Below are 23450 nucleotides of genomic sequence, written 5' to 3' on the forward strand. Positions count from 1 at the left end.
GAATATCCGTCCCTTCTAGTTGCAAATATAAATTATAGGATGAAGCCGTATAATATAGTGGCGACGATAGCCATCGTCAGACCCACGAGACTTTCATAAGGAATCAGTGACATCCGGTCCTTAATGTTCATCTTAACGGAATCAGCGGTCACGTGGAAGAAGTTACCGTGTGGCAGATGGTCAATGACTGTAGCCCCGGTGTGCACCATAATTGCTGCATTTAGCGGCGCTGTGCCCATCGAAAGAATAGCGGGACCAAATGATCCGGCAGCCACGATAGAAGCCGTAGAGGTTGATGCTGTAGCAGCCGCCATCAGGATCCCTGCAATTGGCGCAAGGAACGTTCCGGAAATCCCCATAGCCGTTATTGCATCTACAACAGTAGCACTCAAATCCGATTTCGAGATAATACCAGCGATAGCACCAGCACCAATCAGGATAATGGCTGTACCTGTCATTTTATTTAACCCTGAGGTTGTAAAAGAAATGATGTTCTTCGTTTGTTTCATAGCAATCAATCCAATAATGCCGGCAAGAGGCAAGATGATCATAGAATCGACTTTAAATGATTTCAGCAATTCAATATTTAGAATATTTCCGATTGGGTTAATGGCTAGAAGTAAAATAGCGACAACTGGAGCGACGATGGCACGGCCAAAGCTAGGTTTAACCTTAGTACTGTCTTCCTCTTTAGTTACAACGTCGCCCTCTGCAATTTTCACACCTTTGTTGACCAGCAGATTAGCAATAATAACAGTGACAATCAGACCCGCAATGGCTGGGATGAATCCATGAATCATGACCTGAGCCAAATCTACATCAAAGCCTTTAGCTACGGCAATGGTGTTCGGGTTCGGTGAAATAATGTTACCGGCTTTACCGCCACCGACCAGTGCGAGCAGCAAAGCGGTTTTGGAAATGCTGATCTTCTTACCTACGGACAAAGCGATTGGAGCGACAATAATGATAGCGACTGTGATGAATACGCCTACCGCTGTAATAATCATAGTTGCCAGCGCTATAGATAATAACGCTTTCTTTTCGCCAAGCTTATCTACTATGGTCTCGGCCATTCGTTCGGCTGCCCCTGATTCAATCAATACCCCGGCCAGCACACCAGCTGCGAGAACACGTACAACTGCACCCATAACACTATTCGTTCCGTCGATGACATATTGTACTGTCTCTGCAATGGATGCCCCGCCTAATATTCCTCCGGCAATCGCGCCTAAAAAAAGTGCGTAGACCGGGTTAACCTTTTTGAAAATCAATACGACGGCCAGAATCAATCCCGCAATCGCACCCATCCAGTTAATTACTGTGCCTTCCATCTCTAGTTGCCCCCTAGTATAAGAATTTGACACTATACAGTGTGTAATTTGATAACGCTTTCTAAACTGAGTATACTGCGCTTACAAACCCAATAATATTGACGGGACAACCTATTTTTTTGTGCATATGCACAAGCTCTGAGCATGAGAAAAAGACCAAGCTTAGGTTTCAGCACACCAGAGCTTGGTCTTTTAACATGAATTAGACGTATTAAGAAACTTGAGTTTCTTTCGTTAGAATAGGGGCAGCAGGATCTTCTGCCAGAACATTATCCTTTGTCTTGGAGAGGAAGATATTCAGCACAATCGCTGTAAGGGAACCAGAGACGATACCGTTTTGCAGCAGCATCCGAGCGAATTCAGGCAATTGATCGAACATCGCAGGTACAGTTGCCGAACCCAATCCAACAGCGATACTACAAGCGGCAATCAGCAGATTACCATCCTTGCGAAGATCTACCTCTGACAGAATCGACATCCCGGAAACAGCAACCGATCCGAACATCACGATCATCGCTCCGCCCAGTACGGCATTGGGAATAACCGTTGTCAGAGCCGCCAATTTAGGCAGGAGTCCAAGCACAACCATAATCCCGCCGGCTGCAAAAATAACATTCCGAGTTTTGACCCGAGTCAGCGAGACCAGACCTACATTTTGCGAAAATGCTGTGTACGGAAATGCATTAAAGATCCCGCCCAGCATAATCGCCAAACCTTCTGAACGCAGCCCGTTTACGATCTGCTTTTGTTCCACTTTCTGATCCGTCACTTTACCAATCGCAAAGTAAACACCTGTGGACTCCACCATACTAACAATATTAACAATGATCATAGTGAAAATAGCCGTAAGATTGAACTGAGGCCATCCGAAGTAGAAAGGCTGTGCAACACTTACCCAAGAGGCTTCACCTACTGTAGAGAAACTAACAATGCCCATTCCATAAGCAATAATTGTACCCACTAAAAGACCTATCAAGACAGAGACCGAGCGAAGAAATCCTGTAGTAAAACGGTTAACCGCTAAAATGACCAGCAGCGTGATCAGTGCAAGCAACAAATTGCGGGGATTCCCAAAATCAGCACTGCCTTCTCCGCCAGCTACGCTATTCATAGCTACAGGAATAAGAGATAACCCAATAATGGTCACGACTGAGCCCGTTACTATCGTTGGGAAAAACCTCAGTAGCTTCCCATAAAGGGGGGCCGCCAGTACCACGAATAAACCAGATAAAATAATTGCTCCGTACACCGTCGCCAAATTGTTGGCACTGCCGATAGCGATAATCGGCCCTACTGCCGTAAAGGTACATCCAAGAATAACCGGCAGCCTGCTGCCAAAATACTTAGTGCCCATAATCTGCAGCAAAGTAGCTAACCCGCAAGTAAACAAATCAGCTGCGATAAGATAGGCCATTTGGGTGGCATTCAGGTTCAACGCGTTCCCTACGATCAGCGGAACAACAACTGCTCCGGCATACATCGCCAGTACATGCTGAAATCCTAACGCAAATACTTTTTTCTTGCTTAACATCTCGCACTCTCCTTGATTGGCTCTTTTGAACTTTCATTATCAATGAAGTGAATTTCACCTGGTGACATAGATGTGATCCGGGCTAAGGCATGGACTTCTATCCCTCTATCCTCGAGTAGACTCCGGCCTTCTTGGAAGCATTTTTCAATCACACAACCAACGCCAAGGAGCTCAGCGCCAGCCTCTTTCACGATATCAACCAGTCCAACAAGAGCAGCACCAGTAGCCAAAAAGTCATCTACAATAAGTACCTTATCGTTTGGTCCGATATATTTTTGCGAGACACTAACCATATAATCCTCTTTGCGTGTAAAAGAATGTACCGGCGCGGAATAGACCGCTTCAGATAAGGTCACTGCTTTCTTTTTCTTCGCATATACAAACGGTACGCCTAAGGCGATGGCCGTAGCCATGGCAAATTGAATGCCACTCGCTTCAATAGTGATGATTTTAGTGATAGGCAAATGTCCGAACAACCGCTTGAACTCCTGTCCAATTTGTAAGGCAAGCTCCGTATCCACCTGATGATTCAGAAATGAATCTACCTTTAGTACCGTATCTGATAAAATAAGACCCTCTTGTCTGATGCGCTCTTGAAGTACCTTCATAGTAAACTTGATCTCTCCTTCTGAATTAAAAACAAAAAAAGGACAAATCCCTTGAGTCGTTTCTCTCAAGTGAATTTGTCCTTCTGGGTTTTTGTCCCTTAGTGGTGTAACACTGCATAGTGTCCGCATCGCTCGGTCCAGTCCTTCCATAGTCAGGAAGCGGAACCCTAGATGCGCTATTTCACTCATAGTCGGATAATTACATTGGTTATCCGGTAGAAACTTATGGGCCATATTCCCAAGATTATATGAGTTAACAAGCAAATATAAGGATAATGTATAATGTGAAACTTATATTTTTATAAATGTTCGATATGAATACCTTGTATATCTTACACGCTCTGTCTGGTGCTTACAAGCAAAATTTTAAGCAATTTGCATGCCATTTTCAGGTTATTTTCACGAAATTCAATTGTTTACATTTAGTAGTTGCTACTCCAATATCTTCTGCGCTGTTTCTTGGGTCGTTACAATTACATTCATATAGCCCCCATTTAGTGCCCCAAGGATCCCCGTTACCTTCTCGAGTGACTCCGCTACACCAATTGAATACCGTGCTTGCTTAATTTGCTCCAGCTCAATGGTCAGTGTTCGATCCGATATTCCGGTATGCACGGGAATCCCGTTGCCATCATAGAATCGTGAACAGATATCACCAGCGACCTTTCCATTCTCCAGCTCAGCAATCACTGCATCACCATAAAAACCGCGCCACGCCTCTTCCCCTTTCATTTCCGGCGATCCGATGCCGAACACAGCGATATCCAGATGGTCCCACGCCTTGGCAATGGTCTGATAATACTGGGAATTCATCAGTTGATCTCTAGTTTCCTTTTGCTCCGTGATCGCTGGAACATCAATCATTAACGAGCGCGCACCCCATTTTAGAGCAGCTTGATAACAGATGTTATTTACATGGTACCCGCTCTCCATCTTTCCTGATGGGCCGCCGACCGTAGGTACACAGGTTACAAAAGGTCTCTGGGCTTGTGTTAGGCTTTCTACAACGCTAGCTAAGCTGCTTCCCCAAGAAAACCCAATCGTATCTTTCGGGAGAAGCACTTGCTCGAGCCATCTCGCACAGGCTTGTCCTATAGCTTTGCGTTTAATCGTGCTGGACTGTGCAGGATCTACCTCCACAACAATGGCTTCCCGTAGCCCGAACCGCTCCTTCAGCTCCTGCTCCAATGTAAAATGATCGCCAGTATCGTAATTAATAGTTATTGTAACGATCCCTTCTTCACGTACCCTCTTTAGCATCCTGCTGATGGTGGTACGATATATACCAAGTTGGCTGGAGATTTCACTCTGCGTTAAATTCTGTTCATAATACATTTGTGCTATTTTAATAAGCAGCTTCTTATCTTCTTTTCGATCCATGTTACAACGCCCCCGCGTATTCAACAGTTTGACGGATTTAGCCCCCCCCGCTATACTGTAGACGATTGTTTTGCACATTTATTATTATATTGCACAAATGTGCTTAATATCAAAACTTTTATGAAGATGAATGGATCAGATGGAATCAAGGTATCTCTAAATAAAAACAAAAAATCAAACAAGTGAGGTGCTGGAAATGAACCCTTTAAAGTGGGCAATTGTCGGTCCAGGAAGTATAGCTGCCGAATTTGCGGCTGCGCTGAATGAAACGGGAGGAACGTTGTATGCGGTTGGGTCGCGAAGCTTGGAGAAAGCACAACAATTCGCTAATCAATATGGAGCCACGAAAGCTTATGGCAGTTACAGTGAAATGCTGCAAGATCCTGCAATTGATGTAGTGTACATCTCTACGCCACATAGCAATCATTATGAATACATCATTGAAAGCTTACAGAATAACAAACATGTTCTCTGCGAAAAAGCAATCACGGTGAACAGCAAACAACTTCAAGAAGTCACCCGACTTGCCGCTGAAAAGGATCTGGTTGTGGCCGAAGCTATGACCATCTACCATATGCCACTGTATAAGAAACTGCGGCAGCTCATTGATGACGGCATCATCGGGCGCCTCAAAATGGTGCAGGTCTCCTTTGGCAGCCATAAAGAATATGATGTGAACAACCGTTTCTTCAGCAAAGATCTGGCGGGCGGAGCACTGCTGGATATTGGGACATATGCGCTGTCCTTCACAAGATTCTTCCTGTCCAAACAGCCCCATGAGATTCTTACTACGGTAAAACAATTCGAGACAGGAGTGGACGAGCAATCCGGTATTGTTCTTAACAATGCGGCAGATGAAATGGCGGTAATCTCCCTTACAATGCGCTCCAAAATGCCTAAACGGGGGGTGGTTGCAGGAGAGCTCGGATTTATTACCGTAGACAATTTCCCGCGGGCCAGCAAAGCCACCATTCAATATTTGGATGGCACAGTAGAGACGATTGAAGCTGGAGATACAGCCAAAGCTTTGCAATACGAGATTGAAGATATGCAGCGGTATATTGCAGATAAAAGCCATAAAGAGACCCTCAACCTCTCCTTGGATGTCATGGACATTATGAGCAATGTCCGGGAGCAATGGGGGATCAAATATAGCTTTGAATAAATAAACCGTTTAGTAGGCAGCTAACTTTGGCAAATGATTGTTTTTCGAGGTAGATCGCCCGTATTCATCACTTATTCCCCCCATCTGCATTAATGTTAATGAAGTCAAAGTATGGGAGAGTGAATATGGGTGGCCTATAAAAGAGACCGGATCGTTGTCATTATTCAAAAAGGAAAACGGCGCATAATTACAAGGACCCCACTCCACGGAGTGGACAGATTAGTCTTTGTCATCAACAATCAATATACGAACGCCCCCAACACTACACAAATTGCAAGCGGTGCAGGACGCAGCAGCGCAAGCGGCAATAATGCCGCCATTGCTTCTCCCTATACACGCCAACAACAAAGTGTCGGCGCAGGCGGCGATGCGACTAACCTAGGCAGTGGGGGCAACAAACGCGGCAAAGCTAAACCCCTCTTATTATATCCGTATCGCAAAGAAGTTGTGGTCGTTATCAATACCCAGACGGTTAAACTGCCTAAACGGAGCCAGAATGCCTCCGCAACTCAGGTAGCAAGCGGAGGCGGAACGTTCAGCACCGGTGGAACAAACTCCGCTATTGAAAGCCCAGGAACAAGACAGCAGCAGGCGGTTGGTGGAGGATCGGGTGGGCACGCCACTAACAAAGGCACAACTAAACGGCGCCACCTTAAACAACGGTCTCGTTAACCCTATTGGGACTATATAACAAGCATAGCAAAAAAGCATGGGCAAACCTGACGAGATCAGGGTGCCCATGCTTTTTGCGGTTTGGCGAGTTGCGCCATAGGTACTTTTTAGTACCTATAGCACTTTAAAGTACGTACTATACTTAATGGACAGATCTCTTCATAATAGCACTTACCGGCCGGTGATTAACACAGCGTAGGAGTGAAAGAAATGTCCTTAGATAAAAAAAGAAGCACCTTGGCGCTCTTAGCTCTAGCCATTAGTGCCTTTGCGATTGGTACCACTGAGTTTATAAGTGTGGGGCTGCTGCCTCTAATCGCCACGGATCTGCATATACCGGTAACCACAGCCGGGTTGACCGTTACTTTATACGCTTTAGGAGTAACTTTTGGCGCACCCATCTTAACGTCGCTAACCACGTCGATATCGCGCAAAACCTTACTGCTAAGCATTATGATCGTCTTTATTATCGGCAATAGTCTTGCGGCTGCTGCGGACGGGATTACACTGCTGTTAATCGCGAGAGTAATTTCCGCCCTGGCCCATGGCTTGTTCATGTCGATTGCTTCGACCATTGCCGCCGACCTCGTGCCTGAGGATCGTAAGGCCAGTGCCATTGCCATCATGTTCACTGGACTTACAGTAGCTACTGTTACTGGCGTTCCGCTAGGTACTTTCCTTGGCCAACAACTCGGCTGGCGTGCTGCATTTGTTGCTATTATTGCTATCGGGCTTATAGCACTAATCGGAAATCTGATCCTTGTTCCTTCATCCGGGCTGCGCAAAGGCACCTATACACCCCTTCGTGAGCAAGTTAAGCTGGTCACCAATGGGCGTTTACTGCTTGCCTTCGCAATTACGGCTTTGGGCTATGGGGGCACATTTGTAGTCTTTACTTATTTATCACCCCTTCTGCATGAGATCAGCGGCTTCAAAGAGAATACAGTCGCCGTAATCTTGCTTGTATACGGCATTGCGATTGCCATCGGGAACGTGATTGGAGGTAAAGCCGCCAACCGCAAACCGATGAATGCTCTATTCTATATGTTTGCAGTCCAAGCTGTCGTCTTATTTGTCTTAGCTTTTACCGCACCTTACAAGGTTGCCGCACTGATTACGATCTTCTTTATGGGACTGTTAGCTTTCATGAACGTGCCCGGCTTGCAAGTACATGTCGTTACGCTTGCAGATCGATATGCGCCAAGTGCACGAGATGTAGCTTCTGCATTAAATATTGCTGCTTTTAACGCTGGTATTGCCATTGGTGCGTACCTTGGCGGCATCGTCACAGATCATATGGGACTAATTCATACCACTTGGGTAGGTGCCATCATGGTTCTGTCCGCTGTATTACTAACGGCATGGAGCCGTGCTCTGGAGAAGAAAGATGAGGCTCCTCTCCAGACTAAAGCTGCTTAAAGAGCAGTCCATTAACAACCCAAACAAACTTTTAAATATCTTAGGAGGTTACTTTATTATGGCTCAACATCTACAGGATACAACTACATTACACAACGGTGTAAATATGCCTTGGCTAGGGCTTGGCGTATTTAAAGTGGAAGAAGGCGCAGAACTGATACAAGCGATCAAATCGGCTATTAGACACGGTTACCGCAGCATTGACACTGCCGCAATTTATGAGAATGAAACAGGCGTGGGACAAGCCATCCAAGAGGCTCTGCAAGAGAACAACTTGTCCAGAGAAGAGCTTTTCGTAACCTCAAAGGTCTGGACCGCAGATATGGGCTACGAAGAAACCATTGCCGCCTACGAGACTAGCTTAGCTAAACTCGGACTTGAATACCTGGATTTGTACCTTATTCACTGGCCTGTAAAAGGAAAATATAAAGAGTCTTGGAGAGCGCTTGAAACGTTGTATAAAGAGGGCCGGGTAAAAGCCATTGGGGTCAGCAACTTCCAGATTCACCATCTTGAAGATGTACTGAAGGATGCTGAGATTAAGCCGATGGTCAATCAAGTTGAATTACATCCCTATTTGAATCAGCAAGAGCTGCTCGACTTCTGCAAAGAGCAAGGAATCCAATTAGAAGCTTGGTCTCCGTTAATGCAAGGTCAATTGTTCGATCAGCCTGTACTGAAACAAATTGCCGTCAAACATGACAAATCCGTCGCTCAGGTTATTGTCCGTTGGGACCTGCAACGGGGGATTATCACCATTCCTAAGTCTACTAAAGAACACCGGATCGTCGAAAATGTAGACGTGTTTGATTTCAAATTATCTGACGAGGATATGACTCTAATTAACTCTCTCAACCAAGATCAGCGGGTAGGTCCAGACCCAGATCATTTTGATTTCTAAGGGATTACGCACCTTGCACTAACACTATAAGCACCGGCAACACGAGAAACGAAGCAAGCGTCGTCCACAAAATACATTTGGATACCAGCTCCGGTGAGGCATTAAAACGCTCGGCTAGCACGACGGCGTTGACGGCAACTGGCATAGAAGCCAAAATCAGCAGCACAGAGAACAAGGTTCCGGTAATTTGCAGGATCGATAATCCGAGGTAAGCCACTAGCGGCGCTAAGATTAATCGAATCGAAAGCCCAGTCCAAAAAGTAGACTGACCCTTGCGTGCGGATGGCATGTTTCTCACTTTAACCATCTGTGCGCCAAGGATCGCCAGTACCACCGGTGAATATCCTCCAGCTACCAAGGCAACCCCTGTAGCCACCTCTGCAGGCAAATGCAGGCCAAAGATACGGAGAAGAAGGGCCAACAGAGCTGCGTAAATGGCAGGAAGTGAAAAGACCGATTTCACTGCATTTTTTACCGAGAACTGAGATCTTGCTGCAAAATAAACGCCTATCGTATTCACGATAATCATCTGTCCGATCACATATACAGAGGCCTTATCGAGACCAAGCTGTCCGAAAGCTAGCAACACCAGCGGAAGTCCATAATTCACGCTATTCGTAAACGTTGAAATCAAGGTCAGACCGGATACTTCGGATGGATCTAGCTTCAATAATTTGCCGACTATATTCGCAATCGCCCATAAGAAGATTAGATTTAGAAGCGAAAAGGCGAGCGTCTTATAAATATCATCCATGGATATCTCTGCAGTAGCCAATGTATTTAAAATAATTGCCGGCGTTAAAAAGTATAGATAAAGCGTCAATAACGGCTTCGTATCCAGATTCTTAAACCGCCCAAGTAGCGCACCCACGATCACAGGAATGGACAAAGGCACGATGACTTGGTATAACGTCGATAACACACTTTGGATCATGAATAGAACTCCTCTGCTGTAGGTTACTTCAAACTATAAGCGTAACAGCGCAGAACGTCTAAGATATGAAATCAATATATCTCATAGCCAAAACCTATCATACCAGCAAAAAAGCTCCCAACCCTTACAAAGGGTTGGGAGCTTTTCGGTATATTGTTACATCATTTTGATCTCAAGCAACTCATATTTAATGATGCCCATCGGTGCATTTACACTAACAATATCGCCGACCTTTTTACCCAGCAATTCCTTGCCTAGCGGGCTTTCATAGGAAATCTTGTTATTAAGAACATCTGCCTCAGCAGCTCCAACAATTCTATATTCGATCTTCTCCGAATATTCGATGTCATTCAGAATAACAATACAACCCATACTAACCTTTGACAGATCCATTTGGCTCTCATCCACGATCTTGGCTTTGGTCAACATTTTCTCCAGAATCATAATACGAGTCTCCATGAACGATTGATCGTCCTTGGCCGAATGGTACTCACTATTTTCCTTCAAGTCTCCATAGCTGATCGCCAATTTAAGCCGTGCGGCCAATTCCTTACGCCCTGCGCCTTTCAATTCCTTCAGCTCTTCCTCTAATTGAGCCAACCCTTCTTTGGTCAAGAACACTTCTTCATTAGACATGTATACAACTCCTATTTTGGATGCTTTATAATATTTTAACCGATATATCCCAAACTTGCGAAAGATCTTACAAGAAGAAACAACATTGTCGTCCTTAAAGGACGACAACCGTTTCTCATAGAAATATAAAGATACTTTAAAGTACAAAACATATAAATGCTTATATTTTAAAAAAATCCCTGCCACAATTGAACATTGGGCAAGGAGGTCAATGCTGCTTAATTATTCTGGCAAATGCTCTTTACAAAAAAGGAGTAACGCTTCTTCCTCGTCCTCTTCCATATCGAAATCGAGCAGTTGACCTGAAGTTGTCTCCTGTAGATCATAACTTACGATGCTGACTTGATCTTCATCCACCTTAATAATCGCTCTAGCGGATACTCCGTTCTCTACATACAGCTCATCATCCTCTGGAACGTCCAGTTGAACGACAAATTCATACCGTTTACCGGTTAGTATACCGAAAGGATCTTTTACATTCTCCACATTGTAGCCCGTAAATGTCAACATAACTCAATCAACCTCTTTTCCTAATACCTGCCACGTCATTGTATCACAAAAAGTAACATATTGTTGTCGAGGTAGTCCGTCAAGCCATGGCTTTGGATTTCTTGATTTGTTTGCTTCGCAGCTGTCCGCAGGCAGCATCAATATCCACACCATGCTCCAGACGAGTGCTTACGCTGACACCCTGCTTCTTCAAGGTATCAAAAAAGGCCCGCACCGTCTCCCGCTCGCTTCTTTGATATTGGCTGTGTTCATCCACCGGGTTATAAGGAATCAAATTCACATTGACGAGCGGGCGTCGATCGCCAATCAGCTCGGCCAGTTCAAGCGCATGCTCTCTGCCGTCGTTTACATCCTTCATCAGAATGTATTCCAGCGTAATTCTCCGCTTGGTTTTCTCCAAATAATAATCTATAGACTCCATTAGCTTCTCTATTGGAATGGCCTTGTTAATCTTCATGATCTGCGTCCGCAGTTCATTATTAGGGGCATGCAAAGAAACCGCCAGGTTCACTTGCGTATTCGCATCCGCAAATTCAACGATTTTGTTAGCCAATCCGCTCGTTGATACGGTAATCCCTCTACCCGCAATTGCTAGTCCCTTGTGATCTTTGACAATCGCCAGGAAATCGAGCAGGTTCTTGAAGTTATCGAATGGCTCGCCAATGCCCATCACTACGACGTGACTGACCTTTTGATCCAGGTTCGCCGTATCCAGATGCTGCTGGACCTTCATAATCTGCTCCACAATCTCTCCGCTGGAGAGATCCCGGCTCTTCGCCAATAGCCCACTTGCACAGAAGCTGCAGCCGATATTGCAGCCCACTTGCGTGGTTACACATACAGACAAGCCGTATTTCTGTCTCATAAGCACGGTCTCGATCAGGTTGCCATCCTTTAGGCGGAACAGGAACTTAATCGTCCCATCCGCAGATTCCTGCTTCACATGTTCTTCCAAGGTATGAATGACAAAATTCTGCTCTAATAATTCTACACAATCTTTATTTACATCGAGCATTTCCGAAAAGTCTGTAATCCGCTTCCGATAAAGCCAATCCCAGACCTGCGTAGCCCGAAACTTTTTATGTCCACGTTCTAACAGCCATGCCGCCAGTTGATCAAAAGTTAATCCATAAATGGATTCTATATTCATTCGTTATCCTCTTTTCAAAACGTTAAAGTTCAGAACATCACTACTCATTGTCTCAAATTTTTTTTATTAAAACAAGGGGAGTTATTGGGTTGTGTCGAAGTTTACACCATTAAAGTCTGTTCTATGAACATGTATCTAAGGAGCGATGGAATCATATGGGTTCAACAAGAATAAAAGCAATCAGCCTCACCCTTCTAGCTGCCGTTCTAATCCTTGGCGGTTTTTTAGTGTATATTACTCTCACTGACTATAAACCACAGGAGATTACTACACTTACTGTAAACAATAATCCGCAGCAAGTAATGAAGCAGGGAGAGTCCTTTTCTGTAACTACCTTTAATATTGGCTACGCCGGGTTGGATAAAGGCCAAGATTTCTTTATGGATGGCGGAACAAAGTCACGCTCAAGCAGTAGGGAACAAACGAAGATAAACCTTGAGGCCGTAGCGTCCCTTATGACAGTTACAGACTCGGACCTGTTCATGCTGCAGGAGGTCGACATCGATTCTTCCCGTAGCAACGGTATAGATGAAGTCTCTTACTTGTCGAATAAGTTCGCTGATTACAGCAATGTTTTCGCGACCAACTACAAGGTACCTTGGGTACCGCTTCCTGTTCTTGATCCGATGGGCTCGGTGAACAGCGGTTTATTAACTTTATCCCGTTTTAACAGCACAAGTAATATTAGATATGATCTCCCGGGCAAAGAAACCTGGCCTCGCCAACAGTTTGATCTCGACCGTGCTTTTGTGGAGAGCAGATTCCCCGTTGATAATGGAAAAGAACTGATTCTAGTCAATCTTCATTTATCAGCCTTTGACCAAGGCGGAACGATTCGCAAACAGCAATTGGAGTATTTATCGGCTTATATCAAGAAGGAGAATGACAAAGGGAACTACCTCATCTTAGGGGGAGATTGGAACCATTCCCTTCCGGGTACAGCTCCTGATGCTTTCGAGACAACGCAGGATTGGCCGCAATGGCTGCAAGAATTCCCTGAACATTTTCAACAGGGCTTTCAGTGGGCTGTAGATGCCAAGGTACCCTCCGTCCGGACGCTCGATGTTGCCTATACAGAAGGTGTGAATTTCCGCGCAGTGATTGATGGCTTTCTAGTCTCACCAAACGTCAGCATAAGCGGCGTACAGGGTCATGAGTTATCCTTCGAACACAGTGATCACAACCCTGTAACAGCCACTTTTATTCTGCAATAACATGGATTCTCTGATTCTATTTAAAAACAACAAATTTCAGGTTTTTCTCTTGGAAATACTTAATGATAGCGGGCAAAGCTTCTACAGTAATCTTCTTTTCGTGAAATAGATAGACTCCGCCGGACGGATCGGCATGATGAACATATTGAAGAATATCCTCTGGGTTCTTGACGTTCCAATCCTCGGGATCACGATTCCACAATAATACCTTCATCTGCTGTTCCGTCACCTTGGCGGTTAACTTGTCATCAATCGCCCCATATGGCGGCCGAAAAATAGTAATCGGTGATTGTGTAATTTGCTCCAGCGCCTGATTAGTCTTCGCCAAGTTAATCCGGTTCTCCTCAACGCCATTAGCAGTCATTTTGCTATGATCCCACGAATGACTCCCAACCGACATCTTATGCTCATTAGCATACCTAACGGCTTCCGCATTATGAGCTACCTTATTCCCAATGAATAAAAAGGTGGCAGCCACCTTATGTTCTACTAGAATATCTACGATCTCTTTCGTATACTTTGACGGCCCATCATCAAATGACAAGGCAACATAACCCTTCGGCAAACTATACAAAAATTCATTCTCGGGTAATTCATACTTTTCGTACGGTAATGTCTGTTCTTGAGGAGGGACTGAAGGTTCTGGTGTAGGCTCGGCTTGCTGGTTATGAACCGATATCGTCTGCGCTAAGGTAACGAACGGTACCGAAAGTAATGGCTCAGAGTCGGCCCCTAATACGGGTTCCTCCAGCGCTTCAGCACTATCTACGAGTTGTCCATCCATTCGCAGAGGTAACACAAATATCAAACAAGCGAACATGAGACACAGCAGTGCAACCAGTCCAATTCGTTTGGTCTTCTTTCTGCTTATCCTATGCCCTGGTTCTGTAGAGGGAAGCATGGTCTGAACTACCCTCTCCTCTTCTGCTTGAGGATAGTCCTGCTGCTTTAATTGAAGAAGTTGGGTTACATAATTTTCAGAACAGGCAAAATACAATGTTTCGCTGTAAGCTCTGTTCATTATAATCAGCGTGCTGTAGTAACTATTCCGAAACGGATCCCACTTCGGATACAGCGACAATCTCATTCTCCCTCCGGAAAAGGGACCTAGCGCCTTCAATTGTTCGTATGTAAATTCATCTATGGTGAGCTTGCTTCTTGTGTACCCAACATTACGGGTTAGACCTACCTCAATCTGATAACCGGCCTGTTCATGCTCAAGCGACAGTAACTCAATCATTAGAATGGTGTCCGGTTCCTTAGATGCCATGAATCCTATGTATCTCCGTTTCCATCGTTTCGATCCGTCAGACTACTGCCACTCCCAAAAGGAACCGTCATCCGATTGGTAAAATCGCTGATCATACCCGAGAGATACGCCTTTTCTTGGCGAATCGTATCGTACTTTTGTTTTAGATGTGCATTCTCAATCTCAACCCGTCCGATTTTCTCTTCCAGATCATTCATCTTTTTGAGTTTCTCTGCATGGGCTTCGTTATGTTTTTGAATCAGATTTACATATTTTTGCTGCTCCAGCTCAATGGTACTCTTCAATTCCTCAATCTCAGCTGTGAGCGTAGTTTGAAGCTCCCGGTAATCCTCCAGCACTTGATCGACCTTCAAATTTCTCTCAATCAACTTATGCTCAAGCTCGCGGACATTCTTTTCTCTTTCCTCAATAACCTTATTGAGGTTCTTCATATCCCGGTTTAAGCGCTCCACATGACTGCTGGAATGGGTTAACCGATCCTGAAGCTCATTAATATTGGTCTCCGCATGTTGTCTGGCCTGAATAATCTGCTCCACGGAGAAGATCAAATCGAGTGATTTTTTATCAAGCTGAGCTTTGCCTGTAGTAACCAATCCAGCTAAAGTCTCGTCCGAGGTCTTTTCTTCTATTTCTTCGACCTGTTCATCTAATAATTGTACCTTTTGAACCATATCCGACTTGGATTGCTTATCCACTGAATCTTTCTTTTTAAAAAAGGGGGAAATCATCGATTTTATCACCTCAATTATAAAAAAATGTCAAAAAATGTCGAGTGCCCACGAGTCTATTATAGTTTACTTATCTTGTATGTAAGTGAGCCTTTATATCTAACTTTCTGAAATGCACCTAAAGACCTATTCTCTTCTGCAAAATAAATAAAGCACCCCTTCGGGTGCTTTGATTTCAATTGAATTTATCGGGAAATTGTTTGATCAATCCCTCGGTTAAGATATCTGCGAACATGATCATATGCTCCAGCCCTTTATCAAATGCGGCAATTTCGGCATCCCAATCCTTTTTAACTCTAGCTGTCACGTCATCAGTAATCAATTCCAGATGTTCATGAAGCATTTCCTTTAATTGTTCATAAGAATATTTGGGGTTCTGGCTACTAAGAAACTTGGCAATGTCATCAGCGTTGGCATACCACTCTTTATTGTATTTTTCCACATCGGCCTGATTTCCAGCCTTTACAGCACCTAGAACTTTTCCGGCAATAAGAATATGCTCCCGCAATAATTGAGCCAGCTTATCTCCAACTGCCTCACCGTAATACGGTTTAAAGACATCCCCTATGTCCTGCTGATTCTGTAACAGCCTTGCCAGTACCTTATCCTTGTCCTCAGAATCTGCAAAGGCGCTAACAATGTAGTTCTTTGTCCATACCACATGATCGATCCATAACTTCCTAAGATTATCCTTAAGCTCAATTACGGAGGGGGTTAAGCATTGCTTGTGGGAGCTCTTTTTCTCTTTAGCTGCTGCAGCATCGGCAATTGTAGGTGTAACACTTACAACCAGAAACATACACAATAAGGTTAGCTTCAACATCAAATACTTATTTTTCAATATGACCTATCTCCTTGTGAACAGTGATGGATTTGAATATCTTGTATATTGTGCACCTTTACTTCCATTTCATTCGCAACTATTCTCAGAACACAAAAAAGCACCATCACGTGGACGGTGCCTGGGTCTTACTTTTATCTAAACATCACTTTATCTACGTTGTATTTAGATTTCAGTTCATTAATGATATAGGTTTCATAGATCTCTCTATGAACTGGACTTTCGATCAAACACACATCAATTCTGGTGACCTCGTCCCGATGTTGCTTGATGTCAGATACGGTGTCTTCAAAATGTTTTTTAATTCTTGGTCTTAGCTTTCTCGCTTTACCTACAAACAACAACTCATCCTGATCATTGTAGAACATAAAGATACCGCCGTAATCTCTCGGAATCAGGTGAAAGTCCGTAAATCCGTAAATATTGCTTAACTGCGGGTTAATTTGTTTAGTAATACTAACATCCGCTTTTGGAATCGTTATGTTGATCATTAGCTCACGTCCTCTTTCTATATAGGAGTAAATAGTATCATAAATCGCTAAGTAAGACCATTCAATCTGGCGCAGTCAAATAAATACAATAAAAGCAAGTTCGATTGATCTAATGGAAATATCACTAAAAATTATGGCATTATTCAAAACCTTCCTGCCCAAGGGTTGCGGTCTTAGACAGTAGAGGATTATAAATAAAATAGAGGCGTTTGCATCATGATATATAGATATTTGTCATCTAGGAGGATTTGATTCATGGCAGTAACAGACCGGCAAAAAATAGTAGATAGCGTCCCGCAAAAGGGTTTCTTCGGACATCCTAAGGGACTTTTCACCCTTTTCTTCACAGAATTTTGGGAGCGTTTCTCTTATTATGGCATGCGAGCTATCCTTGTCTACTACATGTATTATGAAGTGAGCCAAGGCGGTCTCGGATTACCTGAAGATATGGCACTTTCTATTATGTCTATCTATGGATCGCTTGTATATATGTCAGGGATCATCGGAGGCTGGCTTGCGGATCGGCTCCTCGGGACTTCGAGGGCTGTTTTCTACGGCGGCGTTTTAATCATGTTCGGGCATATACTACTGGCTATTCCAGGCAATACCACATTGTTTTTTGCTTCGATGGTTTTAATCGTACTCGGAACGGGTCTACTGAAACCCAATGTTTCAAGTATTGTCGGCGAAATTTATAGCGAGCAGGATAACCGCCGTGACGCTGCCTTCAGCATTTTTTATATGGGCATCAACCTGGGAGGATTTCTCTCCCCACTAATTGTTGGCGCAGTAGGCATGAATAATTTCCATCTAGGTTTCTCGATTGCCGCAGTCGGAATGTTTGTTGGACTAGTCGTTTATATTATGACTCGCACAAAAAATCTGGGTTTGGCCGGTACGATTGTACACAACCCTATTCCTGCAGATCAGAAGAAAAAAATCTTTACTTGGATTGGTGTAGGATTAGTTGTACTTGCGATTTTGATTACTATCGGCATTCTTACCGGAGTGCTTACCTTTGAAACATTAATAAAAATAGTAGGGGTATTAGGCTTACTTATTCCTACGATGTATTTCATTATGATGTACCGCAGTCCCAAAACAACAGCCGTTGAACGGTCAAGAATTCTCGCATACATTCCTTTATTTATCGCATCGATTATGTTCTGGGCGATTCAAGAGCAGACTTCCACAGTTCTAGCTAGTTTTGCTGATAAACGGACCCAACTGGATTTTGCAGGCTTACACATTTCTCCTGCTTGGTTCCAATCGCTTAACCCGCTGTTTATTATCACTCTTGCACCTATATTTGCCTGGTTGTGGTTAAAGCTTGGTAACCGTCAACCCTCGATTCCGCAAAAGTTCTCGCTTGGTTTATTGTTTGCCGGTTTATCCTTCCTGGTGATTCTAGTACCTGCTTATTTCGGTGGAGCTAATTCACTTGTGAATCCATTATGGCTGGTACTCAGCTATTTTATCATTGTAATCGGGGAGTTATGCTTGTCCCCTGTGGGCTTATCAGCAACGACCAAACTGGCACCGGCGGCTTTTACCGCTCAAATGATGAGTATGTGGTTCTTATCGAATGCCGCTGCCCAAGCAATTAATGCTCAGATTGTGAAGTTCTATACCCCGGATACCGAAATGATGTACTTTGGAGTAATTGGTGGAGTGGCCCTTATCCTTGCGCTTATCCTCTTCCTATTCTCTTCCAAAATTCAGAATTTCATGAAAGGGATACATTAAACACATCCAAAGGCTGCCCGAGATCTTCTCGGCAGCCTTTTTTTGGTTTCCTATAGTTATCCAGCCTCTACACCAGAAACATGGCGACAATCGTCGTGACTACCAGCCCAATGAGTACAGGCTTAACATTCCGTCTCGCCAGCTCAAAGGGGCTTACTCCGCAAATAGCGGCCGCCGGAATCAATGCCCACGGAATCAGCGTGCCTCCACCTACCCAAATTGCAGCTACCTGACCCAGCGCAGTTAAAGTCGCCGCATCGGAATGTGTGGCCACCGCAAACAATTTCCCAATAGACCCGGCAAGTGAAATGCCCGAGAACCCTGAACCATCTAGGCCTGTAATGGCTCCGGTTATAGTTGCGGTCACAGCACCCACTGCGCCGTTCAGAGGAACGTTATGAGCTAGAGCGACCCCTAGATCATTTACAATCCCCTGAGATGCGGCAGGCAGCACTTTGCCGAATAATTCGGCAAACGCCGAATCCCCCAGATAAAAAAAAGCGGCAATCGGTATCACAGGACCAAATACTTTGAAGCCAAACGTAAGTCCATCAATCAGATAAGAGGTTACTTGCTCCAATCCTTTATTACGATGTGCCAACAAGGTTACTACAACCAGAATGAATACCGCAGTACCACCAACTAAGGCAGTTGCGTCTCCACCTTGCAAATCGAGCAGGAACATGCCTGCTACATCGGCTAAAAACAGGATGGGAATGGCGATTGCCAGCAATTTTTTCAATGCTGGATGAATCACCGCTGGATCTTCTGCCGTATCATTCTCTGCAGATAACGCACTCACGGCACTTTTCCCGGCAATAAGCCCGTCTCGCCAAGTTCCCTTCTTCTGATCTCTGCGCATCATCCAATACGCCGTTATCGTAGTCACCACGCCCATAACAATTACAAGCGGAACACTCGCCTCCATGACACTGGTCACTGGAAGTCCGGCCGCATCTGCTGTTAGTTTAGGTGCACCTTGGATAATGTAATCACCTGAGAGCGCAATCCCGTGGCCAAATAAATTCATTGCCATCGCCGCTCCAAGAGCCGGCAGTCCCACTCGAATGGCAACCGGCAGCAGCACAACCCCGATCAAGGCCACTGCGGGTGAAGGCCAGAAGAACCATGAGGTGACCATCATAATCAGACCGATTCCCCAAAAGGCTATGAACGGTGTGCGCAAAAAGCGGGTAAGTGGAGCAACCATGATCTCGTTAATCCCCGTGCGTGTTAATACCCGGCTCATGGCTACTATGATCGAAATAATCATGATTGTACCCATTAGCTCCTTGGTTGCATATACAAAAGAGTTGAATACACCTGTGACTGAACCACTGACGGTTTCCGTGGCTAACCACCCAAGTACAAAGATGCCCGCAATACAGATCATCGTTGTGTCCCGTCTCTTGATCAGAAGTGCCATTATAAATACGATAAATGCCAGATATACATAATGGAGCGCTGTTAACTGGATGCCCATCTCTGCACCACACCCTTCTCCTACTATCCGAGTGCTATATGGTATGCAGGGGTGTAGGCTAATGTTCAGTAGAAATGGGCCTAAAACAGCAAAAGAAGCCGTCCCGCGCGTAGAGAAAATCTACGTATGGGACGGCTTCTTAATGTTTCTTAATTAGAGATTATTATTTAGCTACAACTCCGCCATCAACCGGCAGCTCAACACCTGTAATGTAAGAAGCTTCATCAGAAGCCAAGAACAATACAGCTTCAGCTACTTCAGAAGCACGTCCAACACGTGGCAGCGCAGTCTGAGACATAAAGAAGCTATGCATTTTTTCGTTATTTACAAATTCAGCACTCATTGGGGTTTCGATAAATCCTGGGTGAACAGAGTTCACACGAATGTTATCTTTACCAAAGTCTACAGCTGCTGCTTTACTAAGCATACGAACTGCACCTTTTGAAGCTGTATAAGCACCAGCACCGCTGCTGCCAGTCAAACCTGCGATGGATGAAATATTAACGATGGAACCACCTTTATTGTTCTTCATTTGAGGAACAACATGCTTCATGCCAAGGAATACGCTGCTCACGTTGATGTTCATTACTTTGTTCCATTGATCAACAGTGGATTCGAGCAATTGAACCGGGAATGAGATCCCTGCATTGTTTACCAAAATGTCGATTTTCCCGAACTTGCTAATCACATCTTCTACAACCTTGATCCAGTCTTCTTCGGAAGCCACATTATGTGCATAAGCTGCTGCTTGACCACCATTTGCTTCAATTTCCTTCACAACTGCTTGTACGGCAGCCTCGTTAATATCAGTGGCTACAACTGTAGCACCTTCTTTGGACAATAAAAGGGCTTCTTCACGGCCCATGCCGCTGCCTGCACCTGTAATAATTGCTACTTTATTAGTTAGACGATTCATAATTAGGTCTCCTCTATAATCATATTGTGATATAATATTTGAGTGATGATAGTCACACTATCACTGTGATATACATCATATCATTTTTACAAAAGAACTACAACCACTCCTTGCTTAATCCAATAAACGGTGGATATAATACTAATAATTGAAAACCCCAATCAAAAAATGGAAGGGTCTAGCCCTCATGAATCCTAAAACACGATACGAAAAAGAAAGATCCGATGGTAAGCAGCAACGATTAATTACGATCCTCGAATCCGCAGAACGAGTATTATCACAAAAAGGAATCGAAAAGTCGACGATGCAAGATGTCGCAAGCGAAGCCAATATCGGGATTGCGACGTTATTTCGCTATTTTCCCAGAAAAGAAAAACTCGTAGTGGCTGTAGCCACCCGAATGCTGGAGCCTATGCTCGATCATTTTAAATACGTAGCTGACTTGCCCCTTACTTGTCTTGAACAAATCGAGAAATTATTTGATTTCTTTATTCAGGATCAAAATCATCTAAGTATTATTTTTATGGTCAATTTCGAAAGCTACGCCTCACATTCAAATGAACCTGTTGAGGATGTTCTGAGCTTCAATGCACTCAACCGCAAAATTTGGCATGAATACTCCAGGATCATTCAAAATGGGGTAGAAGACGGCTCTATTCGTGCGGGTCTCCCCGTAAAAGAGACCTTAATTACGCTCATGAATAGCTTTGCCCTCTTTTCCAGAAAACTAACGATGAAAAAAAACATTCTCCTGCTGGAATCGGATCTAGACTCCGACGATCAGCTTGAGCTGCTTAAACAAATTTTTCTGGATCATTTAAAAGCCTAAAAAGCGCCAGTTTCCTTAGAAGGGGAACTTGGCGCTTTTTCTATAGTCAAACAAAAAGAGACATTTCCGAGGAAAATGCCTCTATCCAGATTCAAGTTGCGACCTATATACTGCCTTCGTTAGCTAGTGAAACGGGCAGGTTGCGACGGGTGATTGTTGATAAAGAAAACGAGGGCTGAAATCATATTCTTTTAACGTACGATCATGCCAAATCGGTGTAGACGAAGGTGACATAGGCGGAATCAGCCAGGACCAGCGCCCTGAGACTTGGCGCCCCTGCTCGTTCTCCTGTTGCTGGAATCGAACAAATTGATCTGCTGCTGTATGGTGATCCACGATGCTGACACCTGCTTGCTTGAAGGAATGCAGCACTGCGCGATTCAGCTCAAGAAGCGCCCGATCCTTCCAAAGCGTTGTGTTGCTGGAGCGATCCAGTCCCATCACATCAGCTATAACCGGCAAAGTGTTGTATCGTCCAGTATCCCCCAAGTTACGCGAGCCGATTTCAGTCTCCATGTACCAACCGTTAAAAGGAGCAGCCGTGTACAGAATACCGCCAATTTCCAACTGCATGTCCGTGATAATGGGTACAGAATACCAACGGAGCTGAAGCTCAGCAAAACGTTCAATTTCAGGATGTGTTAACGGTACCTCCTGAATGAGGTGATCAGGAATAGGGAAAACGTAAGGATGCCCGTTGCCAATACTGATCACTAACGGCAACACATCATAATCGCCACCCGTTCCTTGCCAACCTAGTTGCTGGCACATTTTTGTGAATTCATCCGATGCCGGATCGCCTGCACGTCCGTGTTCTTCATCGCCAGGATACCCGGCATAACGAATCAATTGGTGGTTCCAGATCCGAATCCGCTGATTCGGATCTTCTCCGCTGCGGAAGACCGTGATGAGTGAACGAATACGTCCTCCGTTGTTCGCCTTTTCCAGATGTCGCAGCAACGCTTCAGCAACTTGTTCCTCAGTCTCTACTTGGCGTTCATCGATTAGCTCAATGGATTGCCAAAAAAGACGCCCAATGCAGCGGCTATTGTGGCGCCAGGCCATTCTTGCACCATGCGCTAATTCTTCCGTTGTATGTGTGTAACTGCCTGATTGGTTAATTTCCTCATGTACGGCTAGAATGCGATGATCCGTCTCGGCTTCAGACTTATCTAGTTCAGCGTAACATTGTCGAATGAAAGCTTCCGCCTGCCGGGTTAATTCTTCGATGTGCTTGCCATTCATATCCCTTATCCCCCATCTAAACCCTTGCTTAAACTCTCAATCCAGTATAACATCCCTCTTCCTATGCCACATCTTTCAGGGAAAAGCGCATAAGAACAACCCGTGAAGCTTGGAGCTTCACAGGTTGTGGCAGGAACATTTAGCGCTCTGAACGTTTCCCTTGCTTATTCAATGAGGCAAGTCTGCTCTTATCCTCGGTCAACAGTTCTTCAGCCAACTCCACACCTTGAGGACCTAGCCAGTCCTGAGCTTGCTGAATCGCCTGCTCAGTATGTGCCAGGCGGTTCTCAGCCTGTGCCAAAGTCTGTTCTGTTGGATGACTAAGTGCCTGAGAGACAGAGAAATGAAGCTTGCCCAAAGAATTTTTGGCTTGAGTTACATTGTCATTCGCTTGCAGACTGGAATCGGGTTGTTTCATAAATGAAATACGCTCCCTTCTGAAATGCGCCT

The 23450-nt window shown here is 44.6% G+C and carries 23 protein-coding genes and 1 riboswitch; of the genes, 7 read left to right on the forward strand and 16 right to left on the reverse strand.

Features of this window, described 5'->3' with window-relative positions; all coding sequences use genetic code 11:
* Positions 1 to 32: 32 nt before the first annotated feature.
* The 4 genes from MHI25_RS29880 to MHI25_RS29895 form a co-directional block, all read right to left on the reverse strand.
* A complete protein-coding gene (locus MHI25_RS29880; RefSeq protein ID WP_340394735.1) occupies positions 33 to 1331 on the reverse strand; it encodes an SLC13 family permease in 1299 nt (432 codons plus the stop codon).
* Positions 1332 to 1542: 211 nt separating this feature from the next.
* Entirely contained in the window at positions 1543 to 2862 is a 1320-nt protein-coding gene (locus tag MHI25_RS29885) for a nucleobase:cation symporter-2 family protein (protein ID WP_076105084.1), read from the reverse strand.
* The gene (locus MHI25_RS29890; protein ID WP_340395719.1) at positions 2856 to 3470 is read right to left on the reverse strand and encodes a xanthine phosphoribosyltransferase; all 615 of its coding nucleotides are present in this window, start codon (positions 3468 to 3470) and stop codon (positions 2856 to 2858) included. Before MHI25_RS29890 ends, MHI25_RS29885 begins: the two co-directional genes overlap by 7 nt.
* A gap of 168 nt (positions 3471 to 3638) precedes the next feature.
* Positions 3639 to 3742: riboswitch (purine riboswitch) on the reverse strand.
* Between the two features lie 160 nt (positions 3743 to 3902).
* Positions 3903 to 4850, reverse strand: a complete 948-nt coding sequence (locus MHI25_RS29895; protein WP_076181889.1) for a sugar-binding transcriptional regulator — start codon at positions 4848 to 4850, stop codon at positions 3903 to 3905.
* A gap of 196 nt (positions 4851 to 5046) precedes the next feature.
* Here MHI25_RS29895 and MHI25_RS29900 point away from each other — a divergent pair, with 196 nt between their 5' ends.
* The 4 genes from MHI25_RS29900 to MHI25_RS29915 all read left to right on the forward strand — a co-directional run bounded on the left by MHI25_RS29900 (position 5047) and on the right by MHI25_RS29915 (position 9007).
* A complete protein-coding gene (locus MHI25_RS29900; protein WP_076181887.1) occupies positions 5047 to 6015 on the forward strand; it encodes a Gfo/Idh/MocA family oxidoreductase in 969 nt (322 codons plus the stop codon).
* Between the two features lie 159 nt (positions 6016 to 6174).
* Positions 6175 to 6687 (forward strand): hypothetical protein, encoded by a 513-nt coding sequence (locus MHI25_RS29905; protein WP_254847727.1) that lies wholly within the window; start codon positions 6175 to 6177, stop codon positions 6685 to 6687.
* A 210-nt stretch (positions 6688 to 6897) separates the two neighbouring features.
* The gene (locus MHI25_RS29910; RefSeq protein ID WP_340394736.1) at positions 6898 to 8106 is read left to right on the forward strand and encodes an MFS transporter; all 1209 of its coding nucleotides are present in this window, start codon (positions 6898 to 6900) and stop codon (positions 8104 to 8106) included.
* 58 nt (positions 8107 to 8164) lie between these two features.
* Positions 8165 to 9007 carry an aldo/keto reductase gene (locus MHI25_RS29915; RefSeq protein ID WP_076305826.1) on the forward strand — a complete coding sequence of 281 codons (843 nt, stop codon included), beginning with the start codon at positions 8165 to 8167 and terminating at the stop codon, positions 9005 to 9007.
* Positions 9008 to 9011: 4 nt separating this feature from the next.
* Here the strand turns inward: MHI25_RS29915 and MHI25_RS29920 are convergent, their stop codons facing one another.
* From MHI25_RS29920 to rlmN, 4 genes are all read right to left on the reverse strand, one after another.
* The gene (locus MHI25_RS29920; RefSeq protein ID WP_076181882.1) at positions 9012 to 9941 is read right to left on the reverse strand and encodes an AEC family transporter; all 930 of its coding nucleotides are present in this window, start codon (positions 9939 to 9941) and stop codon (positions 9012 to 9014) included.
* Between the two features lie 156 nt (positions 9942 to 10097).
* Positions 10098 to 10577 (reverse strand): transcription elongation factor GreA, encoded by a 480-nt coding sequence (gene greA / locus MHI25_RS29925; RefSeq protein WP_036682220.1) that lies wholly within the window; start codon positions 10575 to 10577, stop codon positions 10098 to 10100.
* Positions 10578 to 10799: 222 nt separating this feature from the next.
* A complete protein-coding gene (locus MHI25_RS29930; RefSeq protein WP_036682221.1) occupies positions 10800 to 11087 on the reverse strand; it encodes a DUF6509 family protein in 288 nt (95 codons plus the stop codon).
* Positions 11088 to 11166: 79 nt separating this feature from the next.
* Entirely contained in the window at positions 11167 to 12237 is a 1071-nt protein-coding gene (rlmN, locus tag MHI25_RS29935) for a 23S rRNA (adenine(2503)-C(2))-methyltransferase RlmN (RefSeq protein WP_076181880.1), read from the reverse strand.
* Positions 12238 to 12392: 155 nt separating this feature from the next.
* Here rlmN and MHI25_RS29940 point away from each other — a divergent pair, with 155 nt between their 5' ends.
* Positions 12393 to 13451 carry an endonuclease/exonuclease/phosphatase family protein gene (locus MHI25_RS29940; protein ID WP_076181878.1) on the forward strand — a complete coding sequence of 353 codons (1059 nt, stop codon included), beginning with the start codon at positions 12393 to 12395 and terminating at the stop codon, positions 13449 to 13451.
* Between the two features lie 16 nt (positions 13452 to 13467).
* Here the strand turns inward: MHI25_RS29940 and MHI25_RS29945 are convergent, their stop codons facing one another.
* The 4 genes from MHI25_RS29945 to MHI25_RS29960 form a co-directional block, all read right to left on the reverse strand.
* Entirely contained in the window at positions 13468 to 14721 is a 1254-nt protein-coding gene (locus tag MHI25_RS29945) for a polysaccharide deacetylase family protein (RefSeq protein WP_340394737.1), read from the reverse strand.
* 5 nt (positions 14722 to 14726) lie between these two features.
* On the reverse strand, positions 14727 to 15449 hold the full coding sequence (locus MHI25_RS29950; protein WP_076124118.1) for a hypothetical protein: 723 nt from the start codon (positions 15447 to 15449) through the stop codon (positions 14727 to 14729).
* 175 nt (positions 15450 to 15624) lie between these two features.
* Positions 15625 to 16290, reverse strand: a complete 666-nt coding sequence (locus tag MHI25_RS29955; RefSeq protein WP_175617270.1) for a glycosyltransferase — start codon at positions 16288 to 16290, stop codon at positions 15625 to 15627.
* Positions 16291 to 16424: 134 nt separating this feature from the next.
* Positions 16425 to 16781 (reverse strand): nucleotide excision repair endonuclease, encoded by a 357-nt coding sequence (locus tag MHI25_RS29960; RefSeq protein ID WP_036682230.1) that lies wholly within the window; start codon positions 16779 to 16781, stop codon positions 16425 to 16427.
* Positions 16782 to 17036: 255 nt separating this feature from the next.
* Between MHI25_RS29960 and MHI25_RS29965 the strand changes: the two genes are divergently transcribed.
* Positions 17037 to 18527 carry a peptide MFS transporter gene (locus MHI25_RS29965; protein ID WP_076124120.1) on the forward strand — a complete coding sequence of 497 codons (1491 nt, stop codon included), beginning with the start codon at positions 17037 to 17039 and terminating at the stop codon, positions 18525 to 18527.
* A gap of 67 nt (positions 18528 to 18594) precedes the next feature.
* Here MHI25_RS29965 and MHI25_RS29970 read toward each other — a convergent pair whose 3' ends face one another.
* A complete protein-coding gene (locus MHI25_RS29970; RefSeq protein ID WP_248548920.1) occupies positions 18595 to 20010 on the reverse strand; it encodes a hypothetical protein in 1416 nt (471 codons plus the stop codon).
* A gap of 163 nt (positions 20011 to 20173) precedes the next feature.
* Entirely contained in the window at positions 20174 to 20926 is a 753-nt protein-coding gene (locus tag MHI25_RS29975; protein WP_038573803.1) for an SDR family NAD(P)-dependent oxidoreductase, read from the reverse strand.
* A gap of 187 nt (positions 20927 to 21113) precedes the next feature.
* On the opposite strand from MHI25_RS29975, the gene MHI25_RS29980 reads away from it, so the two are divergent.
* Positions 21114 to 21755, forward strand: a complete 642-nt coding sequence (locus MHI25_RS29980; protein WP_076124124.1) for a helix-turn-helix domain-containing protein — start codon at positions 21114 to 21116, stop codon at positions 21753 to 21755.
* Between the two features lie 123 nt (positions 21756 to 21878).
* Here MHI25_RS29980 and MHI25_RS29985 read toward each other — a convergent pair whose 3' ends face one another.
* Entirely contained in the window at positions 21879 to 23000 is a 1122-nt protein-coding gene (locus tag MHI25_RS29985; protein ID WP_340394738.1) for a nitric oxide synthase oxygenase, read from the reverse strand.
* Positions 23001 to 23139: 139 nt separating this feature from the next.
* Positions 23140 to 23418, reverse strand: coding sequence for a hypothetical protein (locus MHI25_RS29990; protein WP_038573810.1), 279 nt, complete (start codon positions 23416 to 23418; stop codon positions 23140 to 23142).
* Positions 23419 to 23450 lie beyond the last annotated feature (32 nt).

The organism is Paenibacillus sp. FSL E2-0177 (assembly GCF_037992975.1).
GTDB classification, from domain to species: Bacteria; Bacillota; Bacilli; order Paenibacillales; family Paenibacillaceae; genus Paenibacillus_AQ; species Paenibacillus_AQ odorifer.